Raw genomic sequence first — 13,561 nt, 5'->3', positions numbered from 1 at the left:
CTCAGCGCTCCGCGTCGTAGTTGGTCATCACGGTGTAGAACACCCACGACAACAACAGGATGATCAGGAAGTAGACCAGCGACATCGCCGCCGCCGGACCGAGGTCGAACTGGCCGAGCGCCGTCTTGACGAGGTCGATCGACAGGAATGTCGTCGAGTTGCCGGGGCCGCCGCCGGTGACGACGAAAGGTTCGGTATAGATCATGAAGCTGTCCATGAAGCGCAACAGCACGGCGATCAGAAGCACGCGCTGCATCTTCGGCAGCTGGATGTAGCGGAACACTGCCCAGCGCGACGCGCCGTCGATCTTGGCCGCCTGGTAGAAGGCGTCGGGAATGGAGACCAGGCCGGCATAGCAGAGCAGCACGACGAGGCTCGTCCAGTGCCAGACATCCATGATGATGACGGTGACCCAGGCATCGATCGGATCCTGCACATAGTTGTAGTCGATGCCGAGCGCGTTGACGTAGTAGCCGAGCAGGCCGATGTCATTGCGGCCGAAGACCTGCCAGATCGTGCCGACAACGTTCCACGGGATGAGCAGCGGCAGCGCCATCAGCACCAGGCAGACCGGCACGCCCCAGCCCTTTTTCGGCATGTTGAGCGCGATGAAGATGCCGAGCGGCACCTCGATCGCCAGGATGATGAAGGAGAAGATCAGGTTGCGCACCATCGCTTCCCAGAAGCGATCGGACGCAAGCAGTTCCTCGAACCACTCGGTGCCGGCCCAGAAGAAGACGTTGTTGCCGAACGTATCCTGCACCGAATAGTTGACGACCGTCATCAGCGGGATGACGGCCGAGAACGCCACCAGCACCAGCACCGGCAGGACAAGGAACCAGGCCCTGTTGTTCCAGGTCTTTTCCATCTAGGCCCCCATCTCGACGCGCCATGAATCGGCATAGATGTTGATGCCGGCCGGGTCGAAGCGGACTTTTGGTTCGGCCGGCACCTCGTCGTCCTCGCCGATGACGGCGGCGATCTCCCTGCCTTCCAGGCTGGCGCGGACCACCTTGTGGCGACCGACGTCCTCGACCTTGTTGATGGACACCGCCATGCCTTCACGGCCGAGCCGCACATATTCGGGACGGATGCCGAGCTCGACGGAACCGGCTTCGGCCTTTGGCGCGCCTGGCAGCTCGATGCGTTGCGCGCCGAGCATCGCAGTCCTGCCGTCGAGCGCGACCGGCAGCACGTTCATGCCCGGCGAGCCGATGAAATAGCCGACGAAGGTGTGGCGCGGCCGCTCGAACAGCTCGGCCGGCGTGCCGATCTGCACGATCTCGCCGTCATACATGACCACGACGCGATCGGCGAAAGTCAGCGCCTCGGTCTGGTCGTGCGTGACGTAGACCATGGTGTAGCCGAAGCGGCGGTGCAGCTGCTTGAGCTGCGAGCGCAGCACCCACTTCATATGCGGATCGATGACGGTGAGCGGCTCGTCGAACAGGATGGCGTTGACGTCCGAGCGCACCAGTCCGCGTCCGAGCGAGATTTTTTGCTTCTGGTCGGCGGTCAGCCGGCGCGCCTTCCGGTTGGCCATCGAGGCGAGATCGATCATGTCGAGAGTCTCGCGCACCTTACGGTCGACATCGGCTTCCGGCACGCGCCGGTTGCGCAGCGGGAAGGCCAGATTGTCGTAGACGGTCATGGTGTCGTAGATGACCGGGAACTGGAACACCTGGGCGATGTTGCGCTCCTGCGTCGACAGCCTGGTCACGTCCCGGCCGTTGAACAGAAGCTTCCCGTGCGAGGGGTGGAGCAGCCCCGAAATGATGTTGAGCAAGGTGGTCTTGCCGCAGCCCGAGGGTCCGAGCAGCGCATAGGCGCCGCCGTCCTCGAAAATATGGTGCACTTCCTTCAGCGCGAAATCCGAATCCTTCTTCGGGTTGGGCAGGTAGGAGTGGCGGATGTGGTTGACGTCGATGCGCGCCATCGCTTCCTCCTCAGGCTGCCAGCTTCGACGCCGTCACGGCGCGGCCGTTCTGGTCGAACACCATGATGTGGCGCGGGTCGATGAACACCTCGACCTCGTCGTCCGTCTCGAAGTCGAGGATGCCGTGCGCCAGCATGACCCAGCGCGCATCGGCGAAGTCGAGATGGACGAAGCTTTCCGAGCCGGTGATCTCGGTGATGGTGACCTTGGCCCGCACCGGCACGGCGCTGGCATTGGGACGATCGAGCGACAGATGATGCGGCTGGAAGCCGATCGTGTAGCTGGCGTCCGGAATGCCGAGCAGTTCCCGCGGCACCGGCAGCTTGACGCCGCCTTCGAGCAGGAAATCCGAGCCCTTCTTGGCCAGCACGATGGCGTTGAGCGGCGGGTCGGCGAAGGTCCTTGCCGTCACCAGGTCGACCGGCTTGCGGAACACTTCGACAGTCGGCCCGAATTGCGTGACGCGGCCTTCCGAGAGCGTCGCTGTGTTGCCACCAAGCAAAAGCGCCTCGTGCGGCTCGGTCGTGGCGTAGACGAAAATGGTGCCGGAGGCCGCAAATATCTTCGGCAGCTCGGCCCGCAACTCCTCGCGCAGCTTGTAATCGAGATTGGCGAGCGGCTCGTCGAGCAGGACCAGGCTGGCGTTCTTGACGATGGCGCGGGCAAGCGCCGTGCGCTGCTGCTGGCCGCCCGACAGGTTGAGCGGCGTGCGGTCGAGATAGGGCGTGAGCTTCAGCAGCGCCGCCGCATTGCGCACTTCCTTGTCGATCTTTCCCTGCTCCACGCCGGCAACCCGAAGCGGCGAGGCGATATTCTCGTAGACGGTCATCGCCGGATAGTTGATGAATTGTTGGTAGACCATCGCGACGTTGCGCTTCTGCACCGGCTGTCCGGTGACGTCCTTGCCGTCGAACCAGACCGAGCCGGAGGTTGGCGCATCGAGGCCGGCCATCAGCCGCATCAGGCTGGTCTTGCCTGAAAGCGTCGGCCCGAGCAGGACGTTCAGCGAGCCGTGCTGAAGCGTCAGCGACACGTCGCGGATATGCTCTTGCGCGCCGACCGTCTTCGTCACGTTCCTCAGTTCCAGCATCACGCCTCCTTCCGAGCCTTGCACGTCATTGGGCGGCTGTCATTCCGCCGCCGCGACATGGCGTCGGCCACGCATGAATTCTTCCAGTGCCGCGGTCTGCTCGCGGCTGAAATGCAGGCCGCGCTTGGTCCTGCGCCACAACACATCCTCCGCGGTAACCGCCCATTCGTTCTCGACGAGGTAGCGCACCTCGGCCTCGTAAAGGTCGGCGCCGAAGTTGCGGCCGAGATCGGCATTCGACTTGGCCAACCCGAGCAGCTTCTCGGCGCGCGTGCCGTAGAGCCGGGTGAGCCGGCGCGCCAGCCGCTGGTCGAGGAAGGAATAGGCGCCCTTCAACCTGGCGACCTGCGCGTCGAAGCCGGTCGCCGGGAAATCGCCGCCGGGCAGCGGCGCATTGGCGGTCCACGGCTTGCCGCGCTTGCCGAGAAAACCCTCGATCTTCTCCAGCATTGATTCCGACAATCGGCGGAACGTCGTGATCTTGCCGCCGAATGAATTGAGCAAGGGGGCGGCACCCTCCCCGCCTTCGGCCTTCAGCACATAGTCGCGCGTCGCTTCCTGCGCCTTCGAGGCGCCGTCATCATAGAGCGGGCGCACCGCCGAGTAGGTCCAGACGATGTCCGAACGCTTGACGGCCTGAGCGAAATATTCGCTGGCTGCGGCGCACAGATAATCGATCTCGGCATCGCTGATCTTCACGTCATGCGGATCGCCGGGATAGTCGCGATCGGTGGTGCCGATCAGCGTGAATTCTTCCTCATAAGGAATGGCGAAGATGATGCGCCCGTCCTTGTTCTGGAAGAAATAGGCGCGCGGATCGTCGAACTTCTTCTTGATGACGATGTGGCTGCCCTGCACCAGCCGGACATTGTGCACGTCGTTCTGCCCGACCGCCTTTGCCAGCACCTGGTCGACCCAGGGCCCCGCAGCATTGACGAGAAGGCGGGCCCGGATTTCCTCGGTCTCGCCGGTCAACACATTCTGGATCTTGATCGTCCACAGCGCCCCGTCGCGGCGTGCGCTGACCACTTTGGTGCGGGTGCGTATGACGGCGCCGCGGTCAGCCGCGTCGCGGGCATTGAGCGCCACCAGGCGGGCATCGTTGACCCAGCCGTCGGAATATTCGAACGCCTTGCGGAACAGCGGTTTCAGCGGCTTGCCGGCCGGATCGCTGGCCATGTCCAGCGTCTTCGTCGCCGGCAACAGCTTGCGCCCGCCGATATGGTCGTAGAGGAACAGGCCAAGCCTGATCAGCCAGGCCGGGCGCAGGCCCTTGGCATAGGGCAGCACGAAACGCATCGGCCAGATGATGTGCGGCGCGTTCTTCCACAGAATTTCGCGCTCCATCAACGCTTCGCGCACCAACCGGAATTCATAGAATTCGAGATAGCGCAGACCGCCATGGATCAGCTTGGTCGAACCGGAGGACGTGCCGCTGGCCAGATCGTTCATCTCGGCCAGGAAAACCGAAAATCCGCGGCCAACGGCATCGCGGGCGATGCCGCAGCCATTGATGCCGCCGCCTATGACGAAGATGTCATGGATCGGTGATGCGTTCACAGGTTTCCTCCGCGATTTCGCATTGCACCATTTTTGTGTTTCGCGAAACCGTGACGGATTATTTCGAACTAAGAACGAATGTCAAACGAAATATCACAGGCGCGTGAGACTGCCGTGAAACGACGTTATTCGAGCGCCGTCTCGATCAAACGAACCTCTGTTTCCTCACAGATCCTGCGCACCGACGGGATGTCGCAACGGTCGGTGATGAAGGTGTTGACCTGCGACAGATGGCCGATGCGGACTGGCGCCGTGCGCTCGAATTTGGTCTGGTCGGAGACGAGAATCACATGGCGCGCATTGGCGATGATGGCCTGCGCCACCTTCACTTCGCGAAAATCGAAGTCGAGCAGCGCACCGTCATGGTCGATGGCCGAGGCGCCGATGACGGCGTAGTCGACCTTGAACTGGCGGATGAAATCGACGGCGGCCTCGCCGACGACACCGCCGTCGGAGCCACGCACCACGCCGCCGGCGATCACCACTTCGATCGAAGGATAGATGCGCATCCTATTGGCAACATTGATGTTATTGGTGATGACCATAAGTCCGCTGTGGTCGAGAAGCGCCTTTGAAACGGCTTCCGTCGTGGTGCCGATATTGATGAATAGCGAGGCGTTGTCGGGGATCAGCCTGGCCGCGGCGCGCCCGATCGCCTCTTTCTCGTCTGCGGCGATCTTGCGTCGCGCCTCATATTCCATGTTCTCGATGCCAGAGGGAAACAGCGCCCCGCCATGGATGCGCGTCAGCAGGCGCTGGTCGCAGAGATCGTTGAGGTCCTTGCGGATGGTCTGCGGCGTCACGCTGAAATGCGTCGCCAGGTCTTCGACCAGCACACGGCCGTGATCCTTCGCCATCTGGATGATCTCGGCATGGCGTGGCGAAAGAAACATCCGGCATCCTCCCGTTTTCGTTTTTTCCGTCTATATCGGAAAACGAAAGCTATGAAAAGGTAGAAGCCGGCTAATGAAATCCATATGATCGCAAAGGCAAACCGGTTCGCAATGGCCCCATTGCCTCACGCAAGATGTCGCGCGATCTCGGTGACGACATCGAAAGCCATATCAACGTCTGCTGCCGTCGACTCGAACTGCCCCGCCTGGAAGCGGATCGCGACCCGCCCGTCGACGCGGGTCTGGGTCAGGTAGATGCGGCCGTCCGTGTTGATGGCGTCGACCAGCCGCAGATTGTGCTCGTCCGCGTCGGCGCCCGGCGCTGCACGATGGCGAAACGAAAACAGCGACAGCATGGGTTCGGTGACGAGCTCGAAATCCGCCTCCTTGGCCAGGCGTTCGGCAAGGCCCTCGCTCCAGGCAACGTGGTTGCGGATCATCTTGCGCAGGCCCTCCAGCCCATGGGCGCGCAGCAGGAACCAGAGTTTCAGCGCCCGGAACCGCCGGCCGAGCGGCACCGACCATTCGGAATAATTGATGATGCCGTCATGGCCGCGGGTCTTGAGATAGTCCGGCTTGATCGCCAACGTGCGCACGAGATCTTCCGGCTGGCGGACGAACTGGATCGAGCAGTCGAACTGCGCGCCCAGCCACTTGTGCGGGTTGAAGACGATGGAATCGGCGCCCTCGACACCCGCCCAGAAGTGCCGGTATTCCGGGCAGATCATCGCCGATCCGGCCCAGGCCGCGTCGACATGCAGATAGAGGCCGTGCCGCTTCGCGACGGCGGCAGCGGCGGCGATGTCGTCGGTGCCGCCGGTGCTGGTGCCGCCGACGCAGGCGATGATGCCCGCGGGCAGCAGGCCGGCTTCTCGGTCCGCGACAATCGCCGCTTCAAGCGCCGCCGTGTCCATGGCGCGGAAGCGTCCGCTAACCGGGATGCGGACGAGGTTCTCCTCACCGATGCCCGAAACCCAGATCGCGCGATCGATCGAGGTGTGGACCTGGTCGGAAGAATAGACGCGCAGCTTCGCCTGTCCGGCGAGACCTTGTCTGTTGCCCTGCCAGTCCAGCGCCCGCTCGCGCATGGTGAGCACCGCGGCAAGCGTCGCCGACGACGCCGAATCCTGGATGACGCCGGAGAAGCCTTCGGGCAGGCCGAGCGCCTGGCGCATCCAGTCGACGATACGCATTTCGAGCTCGGTCGCCGCCGGCGAGGTCTGCCACAGCATGCATTGCGCCGCCATCGCCGAGACCAGATACTCGGCTACGACCGACACCGGCGCCGCGTTGGCTGGGAAATAGGCAAAGAAGCGCGGATGCTGCCAATGCGTCATGCCGGGAACGATCCTTTCTTCGAAATCGGCGAAGATCTTTTCCATCGGCTCGGCAGTTTCGGGCGGTGAAGCCTCGATGCTCCTGAAGATCTCACCCGGCGCTATCGCCGGCCGCACCGGCCGGTCGCGCAGGCTGGCCCGGTAATCGACACCCCAATCGGCGGCGCGCCTCGACCAGTCGCGGAATTCTTCGTTGTCCATGTTTCCTCCGGCAGCCGGCGGTCGCTGATCGATCGGCTGTTTCAATTTTGATTAACATGTTAAATAGAAGGAGGCAACCGCTGCATGGATGGAAGCCTACCCCGGGAAATCCGGCAGGCTGGCAAAAGCCGCCTTCAGCGCGTTCGACCAGCCGTCCGAAATGGTGCGGTAATACTGGTCGTCCTGACCGATCCTTTTCTTAAGGCCGACGTTGAAAGCGTCCTTCTCCAGGAAGAGCAGGTCGAGCGGCAGACCTACCGACAGGTTCGACTTCAGCGTCGAATCGAAGGAGACAAGTAGCAGTTTCACCGTCTCGGCCAGGCTCATCGCACGGTCATAGGCGCGGATGATGATCGGCTTGCCGTATTTTGTCTCACCGATCTGGAAGAACGGCGTGTCGTCGGTCGATTCGATGAAATTGCCTTCGGGATAGATCATGAACAGCCGGGGCGGGCTGCCCTTGATCTGGCCGCCAAGGATGAAGGAGGCGTTGAAATAGGAATCGGCCTTGTCGCCGGCGGGCGAGGATTGAGCGATGACCTCTTTCACTGTGTCGCCGACCAGCCGCACCGTCTGGTACATGGACGGCGTTTCGAGCAGCTTCTCGTGGCGGTCGCCGACCGCCTTGTTGCGCTCGTCGAGCAGGCTGACAACGGCCTGGGTCGTGGCGAGATTGCCCGCCGACATCAGCACGATGACGCGGTCTCCAGGTTCCTCCCAGGCATGCATCTTCTTGAAGGTCGAGATCGAATCCATGCCGGCATTGGTGCGCGTGTCCGACATGAACACGAGCCCGCGATCGATCTTGAGGCCGACGCAATAGGTCATGGTCGCTCTTCTGGTGAACCTTAGAGCAATTCCAGGAAAAGTGTGTGGCGGTTTTCCGTACGGAATTGCCTAAAGACGACAAATAGTTAGAGCAGTGCAGCGATTCCATCGAACGTTGAACTGCTCTAACGGCGATTACTGCTCGACCGTGACGGTGACTGCAAGCTTCTCCTCCGCTTGCCCCAGCAGTATCCCGGAAACCGGCGAGGCATCGCGATAATCGCGACCCGTCGCCACTCGCACATAACGTTCGTCGGGAGAGATACTGTTGGCAGGGTCAAAGGCAACCCAACCGAGACCCGCAACATGCGCTTCAGCCCAGGCATGGCTCGCCGCCTGCTCGACCGAAACGTCCATCATCAAATAGCCGCTGACGTAGCGCGCGGGAAAGCCCATCACGCGCGCCGCGGCGGCGAAGATATGGCTGTGGTCCTGGCAGACACCGGCTTTCAGCGTCAGCGCTTCTTCCGCCGGCGTCACCGCGCTGGTCGTGCCCGGCTTGTAGTCGACGCGCTCGCGGATCGTCATCATTAGCCTGTGCAGCCGCTCGATATCGGTCCCCTCGCCCACCGATGTGGCCAATTGGCGGATGCCGTCACCGGCAGTGGTGAGCTGTGTTTCCTGGGCGAACAGCCAGAGCGGCGCGAAACCATGGTGCGGGCCGGATACGCCGGCCGTGTCGCGCGTCGTCACTTCTCCCGCTGCCTCGACCGTGATGATGTTGTGGCCGCCTTCGGCGCTCACCAGTCGCGTGTCGTTGCCGAAATGGTCGGTGAAGCGCACTTCCTCCCGGGCGCCATCGATCTTGATCGCCCAGGACACAACCGTCTGTGTCGGTCCGCTCACCGGCAGAAGGCGCAGCCGCTGCAGCAGATATTGCACCGGTGCGTCGTAGCGATACTCGGTGCGGTGGGTGATCTTGAGCCGCATGGCGTCATTTTCCGTTTGCGAGCATGATCTTGTCCGAAAACCGGTTTCCACTTTTCGGGATCATGCTCAGTAGAACCGGTAGTCCTGGGCGATCTCGTCGCCCAGCCTGGTGTTGTCGCGGATGAATTCGGCCAGGAACTCGTGCAGGCCGTGGTCGAAAATATCCTTGATCGACCCCTTCTTCAGCATCGCCTGGGTCTTCTCGGCCGTGGCATGGCAGGCATGGCGCTCGCCATAGTCGTCAGCGAGGAACTTCAGGTGCTCGCCGAGGAAGCGGTAGCAGAAGGTGAGCGAGCGCGGCATACGCACATTGAGGATCAGATAGTCGGCGATGTTGGTCGGCTTGTAGTCGGCGTCATAGACCCAGCGATAGGAACGGTGCGCCGACACCGAGCGCAGAATCGATTCCCATTGATAATTGTCGAGCGTCGAACCGACCCAGGAGATCGACGGCAAGAGCACATAGTATTTCACATCGAGGATGCGGGCCGTGTTGTCGGCGCGCTCGACATAGGTGCCGAGCTGCGAGAAGTCGAAGATCTCGTTACGCAGCATGGTGCCGTAGAACGAGCCGCGGATCAGCGCCGTCTCTCGCTTGATGGCATCGAGCACCGTCGGCAGGTCGCGCTCGTCGATCGGCGTTGCCAGCATGCGCTTCAGCGACATCCAGGCCTCGTTGATGCTCTCCCAGGTCTCGCGGGTCAGCGCGGTGCGCACCATGCGCGCGTTGTTGCGCGCCGTCTCGATCGACGACATCGTGCTCGACGGATTGGACGTGTCGCGCAGCAGGAAATCCGAGACATTGCCGACCGTGTAATCCTGGTATTTTTGGCTGAAGGCAACGTCGGAGCCGGCGCTGAGCAGCACCGAGTTCCATTCCTCGGACGCGTTCTGGGTGCGCGTCAGCGCCATGCGCAGGCCGGCATCGACCAGGCGCGCCATGTTTTCGGCCCGCTCGATATAGCGGTTCATCCAGTAGAGACCGTTGGCGGTGCGGCCCAAAAGCATATCAGCTTGCTCCGGTGTCGAGCGAATAGCGAATAGCGAGTAGCGAGTAGCGGAAAAAGCACTTCATGACTTTTGTTGCAGGCTCCGGATCATCGAACGCAGCATTTTCCCGATTTCATCAGTTTGGCCGAGCAAGCTGGCGACCTCCGCTTCGACCATCAATCCTACCTCTCCGCACAGAATGAGATGTGTCTCCAATTCTTTCAGGGAACCCTGCGCCACGCGAAGAAATTGGATGAAAGCTCCTGTATTTTCTCGGCCATGACCTTCCGCGACATTCGCCGCGATGGAAGCCGCCGAGCGTCGTACCTGAGAGGTCATTCCGTATGCTTCGCTGTTAGGAAAAGCTTTCGTGGCCGAGTAGCAATCCACTGCCAGACGCAGGGCCGCCTTCCAAACAATTAGGTCTCTGTAAGAATTGATTGCCGTCGTATCCCCCTCTTCCCTATTCGCTATTCGCTATTCGCTATTCGCTATTCCCTACTCGCTCATCTCAATCATCCAGCACCCACGTATCCTTCGTCCCGCCGCCCTGCGAGGAATTGACCACCAGCGAGCCTTCCTTCAGGGCAACGCGCGTCAGGCCGCCCGGCACGAGTTGGATCCGGTCCGAGACCAGGACATAGGGCCTGAGATCGACGTGGCGCGGCGCCAGTCCCTTCTCGGTCAGGATCGGACAGGTCGACAGCGCAAGCGTCGGCTGGGCGATGTAGTTCGCCGGCTTTGCCTGCAGCTTCTTGGCGAACGCCTCACATTCCTTCTTGGTCGCCGCCGGGCCGACCAGCATGCCGTAACCGCCGGAGCCGTGCACTTCCTTGATCACGAGCTCGCCGATGTGCTCGAGCACATATTTCAGGCTGTCCGGCTCCGAACAGCGCCAGGTCGGGATGTTGCCGAGGATCGCCTTGCGGCCGGTGTAGAACTCGACGATCTCCGGCATGTAGGAATAGATCGCCTTGTCGTCGGCGATGCCGGTTCCCGGCGCGTTGGCGATGGTGATGTTGCCGGCGCGATAGACATCCATGATGCCCGGCACGCCGAGCGCCGAATCCGGCCGGAAGGTCAGCGGATCGAGGAAGGCGTCGTCGACGCGCCGGTAGAGCACGTCGATCTGCTTGTAGCCCTCTGTGGTGCGCATCGTGACATGGCCGTCGACCACGCGCAGGTCCTGCCCCTCGACCAGTTGCACCCCCATCTGGTCGGCGAGGAAGGCGTGCTCGAAATAGGCGGAGTTGTAGCTACCCGGCGTCAGCACGGCTATGGTCGGCGCGCCCTTGGCGCCTTGCGGCCGCACCGCCGCCAGCGACTGGCGCAAGAGCTGCGGATAATTCTCGACCGGCCGCACCTTGATCTGCTGGAACAGTTCCGGGAAGAGCTGCATCATCGTCTCGCGGTTCTCCAGCATGTAGGAGACGCCGGACGGCGTGCGGGCGTTGTCCTCGAGCACGTAGAATTCGTTCTCGCTGGTGCGGACGATGTCGACGCCGATGATGTGGGTGTAGACGCCCGCCGGCGGTCTTACCCCGATCATCTCGGGCAGGAAGGCTTCATTCTTTGCGATAAGATCCCTGGGAACGCGGCCGGCGCGCAGGATTTCCTGGCGGTGATAGATGTCGTCGAGGAAGGCGTTCAGCGCCTGCACGCGCTGCTCGATGCCCTGGGTGAGCCGGCGCCACTCCTGGCCGGAAATGATACGCGGGACGATGTCGAAAGGGATCAGCCGCTCGGAGGCTTCCTGCTCGCCATAGACGGCGAAAGTGATGCCGGTTTTGCGGAAGACGCGCTCGGCGTCCTGCATTTTCTGGGTGAGCCTGGCCGGGTCCTGTTCCTTCAGCCAGCGATCGTAAGCCTGATATGGTCTTCTTAATCCGGAGACTTCCGGAAGCATTTCGTCGAACGCTGCCAATCGCGTACTCCCCTCTGAAGCCATTTCACTGGCCTCGACTGAGAAAAGCAAGCGCAATCGGTGATTTGAGAGGCGGCGGCGGCCGCTCGATGCAATTTGCCTAAGATTAGGGCAGCGCGAGCGATGCCGGGTCAGGCTATGCCTCGCGGCCGGGCACTGCCGGGACGATCAAAACGCCCGGAAGGTGACGATGGTGAAGGTGTCCTTGATTCCGGGCAGAATCTGCACCCTCTCATTGACGAAGTGGCCGATGTCTTCCTCGTCATCGACATAGAATTTTGCGAGCAGGTCATAATTGCCGGCGGTCGAGTAGATTTCGGAGGCGATCTCGGCATCGGCGAGCGCGCTGGCGACCTCATAGGCTTTGCCCAGATCGCACTTTATCTGCACGAAAAATGCCTTCATTGCCGATCCTGTGAGCTTCTACGCGAATAAGCGGCCCTTGTGGCAGACTGGCGACGGGCTTTCAAGCATCAGGCTGCACGCGCCTTGGCGACCGCTTGCCGCAATCCCCCGACCGGCGTGCCGCGCCGGTACAGGCTGCCGCCAGCAACGAGCGTCGGAGTGCTCCACAGCCGAGGATCGGTCTGGCCCATCGGTGGCGCCAAGAATCTTCCAGCAGCGATGAAACCGTAGCGTGCCGACGCGCGTATGTTAGATTGCGTCAGCAAAGCGAATTCCGGGAGACAGGCCGTGCGCCGCTTATTGTTCGCATTAGCTCTCATTCCAATGCTCATCGCTTCGATCGCCTCCGCCGGCGACGCCGAGATCAAGGCGGCGCAGACGGTCATCGACAGCCAGCTCAAAGCTTTCCTCGCCGATGACGGCGCCACCGCCTACAGCTTCGCGGCACCGAACGTGAAGCGGATCTTCCCGACCGTCGACACCTTCATGAACATGGTGACCAACGGCTATGCGCCGGTGCGCAGGCCGCAGAGCTATTCCTTCGGCAGGGTCGAGCAGACCGGACCGGCCTCGATCATCCAGCAGGTGCTGATCGTCGGACCCGACGGCAAGGACTATGAGGCGGTCTATACGCTGGAGCAGCAGCCGGACGGCAGCTTCAAGATCACCGGCTGCAGCCTGCGCGCCTCGACCTCGGTCAGTACTTGACGCGGTCGATCAATACCGCGCCCTGCCGCCAGACATGTCAAACACCGCGCCGGTATTGAAGCTTGAGGCGTCGGAACAGAGCCAGAGAACCAGCGCCGCGACCTCCTCCACCGCTCCGAGCCTTTTCAGCGGGCTGGCGCCGACCATGTCGCTGACGACCTCGTTTCCGAGACGCCGGATAAGATCGGTGTCGATCGGACCCGGCGCGACGCAGTTGACGCGGATGTCGGTGTCGCAGACCTCACGCGATAGGGCCTTGGTGAAGGCGATGATGCCCGCGCTCGCCGCCGAATAGACCGCAAGGTTCGGCAAACCTTCCTTGCCGGCGAGCGACCCCATATTGACGATGCGGCCGTTGCCGGCCTTGCGCATGACCGGCAGGACCTGATGCGTGACCTCGAAGGTGCCGATGACATTCACACCAACGATGCGCTGCCACTCGGCCGGATCGAAAGCCTCGAAGCCAAGGTAGGGACCAAGATAGCCCGCATTGTTGACGAGAATGTCGACCCGCCCCGTCCTGGCGACGACCTCGCCAAGGGCAGTGCTTATGTCCTGCGCCTTGGTAACGTCGACGGTCTGGCTGCGGATTCCGTCGGCAGGCGCAGGGTCAGCGTCCCATATCCAGACGTCTGCACCCGACCGGGCCAACAGCGTGGCGACGCCCCTGCCAATGCCCCTTGAGCCGCCGGTCACGATCGCCGTCTTGCCGGCAAAGTCGTATGTTACGTTCATGCTGATCCCCAGGGCACCAAGTCT

General features: G+C 62.1%; 14 protein-coding genes. 1 reads left to right on the top strand and 13 read right to left on the bottom strand.

Annotation, left to right across the window (positions count from 1 at the left end; all coding sequences use genetic code 11):
- Position 1: 1 nt before the first annotated feature.
- From ABID26_RS09520 to ABID26_RS09465, 12 genes are all read right to left on the bottom strand, one after another.
- Positions 2 to 868 carry a carbohydrate ABC transporter permease gene (locus ABID26_RS09520; RefSeq protein ID WP_126100462.1) on the bottom strand — a complete coding sequence of 289 codons (867 nt, stop codon included), beginning with the start codon at positions 866 to 868 and terminating at the stop codon, positions 2 to 4.
- Positions 869 to 1,936: an ABC transporter ATP-binding protein gene (locus ABID26_RS09515; RefSeq protein ID WP_126100463.1), complete on the bottom strand. Its 1,068-nt coding sequence runs from the start codon at positions 1,934 to 1,936 to the stop codon at positions 869 to 871.
- Between the two features lie 10 nt (positions 1,937 to 1,946).
- Positions 1,947 to 3,026 carry an ABC transporter ATP-binding protein gene (locus ABID26_RS09510; RefSeq protein ID WP_354415098.1) on the bottom strand — a complete coding sequence of 360 codons (1,080 nt, stop codon included), beginning with the start codon at positions 3,024 to 3,026 and terminating at the stop codon, positions 1,947 to 1,949.
- Between the two features lie 39 nt (positions 3,027 to 3,065).
- Positions 3,066 to 4,586: a glycerol-3-phosphate dehydrogenase gene (gene glpD / locus ABID26_RS09505; RefSeq protein ID WP_292299318.1), complete on the bottom strand. Its 1,521-nt coding sequence runs from the start codon at positions 4,584 to 4,586 to the stop codon at positions 3,066 to 3,068.
- Between the two features lie 125 nt (positions 4,587 to 4,711).
- A complete protein-coding gene (locus ABID26_RS09500) occupies positions 4,712 to 5,479 on the bottom strand; it encodes a DeoR/GlpR family DNA-binding transcription regulator (RefSeq protein ID WP_126100466.1) in 768 nt (255 codons plus the stop codon).
- 125 nt (positions 5,480 to 5,604) lie between these two features.
- Positions 5,605 to 7,017 carry a pyridoxal phosphate-dependent decarboxylase family protein gene (locus tag ABID26_RS09495; protein ID WP_354415095.1) on the bottom strand — a complete coding sequence of 471 codons (1,413 nt, stop codon included), beginning with the start codon at positions 7,015 to 7,017 and terminating at the stop codon, positions 5,605 to 5,607.
- 96 nt (positions 7,018 to 7,113) lie between these two features.
- Positions 7,114 to 7,845, bottom strand: coding sequence for a peptidase (locus ABID26_RS09490; protein ID WP_354415092.1), 732 nt, complete (start codon positions 7,843 to 7,845; stop codon positions 7,114 to 7,116).
- A 135-nt stretch (positions 7,846 to 7,980) separates the two neighbouring features.
- Entirely contained in the window at positions 7,981 to 8,775 is a 795-nt protein-coding gene (locus ABID26_RS09485; protein WP_292299313.1) for a transglutaminase family protein, read from the bottom strand.
- 66 nt (positions 8,776 to 8,841) lie between these two features.
- Positions 8,842 to 9,783: an alpha-E domain-containing protein gene (locus tag ABID26_RS09480; RefSeq protein ID WP_126100469.1), complete on the bottom strand. Its 942-nt coding sequence runs from the start codon at positions 9,781 to 9,783 to the stop codon at positions 8,842 to 8,844.
- Positions 9,784 to 9,846: 63 nt separating this feature from the next.
- Positions 9,847 to 10,206: a four helix bundle protein gene (locus tag ABID26_RS09475; RefSeq protein ID WP_292299435.1), complete on the bottom strand. Its 360-nt coding sequence runs from the start codon at positions 10,204 to 10,206 to the stop codon at positions 9,847 to 9,849.
- Positions 10,207 to 10,276: 70 nt separating this feature from the next.
- The gene (locus ABID26_RS09470; protein WP_292299310.1) at positions 10,277 to 11,689 is read right to left on the bottom strand and encodes a circularly permuted type 2 ATP-grasp protein; all 1,413 of its coding nucleotides are present in this window, start codon (positions 11,687 to 11,689) and stop codon (positions 10,277 to 10,279) included.
- A gap of 168 nt (positions 11,690 to 11,857) precedes the next feature.
- Positions 11,858 to 12,094 (bottom strand): Lrp/AsnC ligand binding domain-containing protein, encoded by a 237-nt coding sequence (locus tag ABID26_RS09465; RefSeq protein WP_059185676.1) that lies wholly within the window; start codon positions 12,092 to 12,094, stop codon positions 11,858 to 11,860.
- A gap of 288 nt (positions 12,095 to 12,382) precedes the next feature.
- On the opposite strand from ABID26_RS09465, the gene ABID26_RS09460 reads away from it, so the two are divergent.
- Positions 12,383 to 12,802, top strand: coding sequence for a DUF4864 domain-containing protein (locus ABID26_RS09460; RefSeq protein ID WP_292299307.1), 420 nt, complete (start codon positions 12,383 to 12,385; stop codon positions 12,800 to 12,802).
- Positions 12,803 to 12,811: 9 nt separating this feature from the next.
- On the opposite strand, the gene ABID26_RS09455 is transcribed toward ABID26_RS09460, so the two are convergent.
- Positions 12,812 to 13,537, bottom strand: coding sequence for an SDR family NAD(P)-dependent oxidoreductase (locus ABID26_RS09455; RefSeq protein WP_126100473.1), 726 nt, complete (start codon positions 13,535 to 13,537; stop codon positions 12,812 to 12,814).
- Positions 13,538 to 13,561: the final 24 nt, after the last annotated feature.

This window comes from Mesorhizobium shonense, assembly GCF_040545255.1.
Lineage (GTDB): Bacteria > Pseudomonadota > Alphaproteobacteria > Rhizobiales > Rhizobiaceae > Mesorhizobium > Mesorhizobium shonense.
The sequence above is the reverse complement of the archived record's forward strand: the minus strand, read 5'-3'. Positions and strand labels throughout refer to the sequence as shown.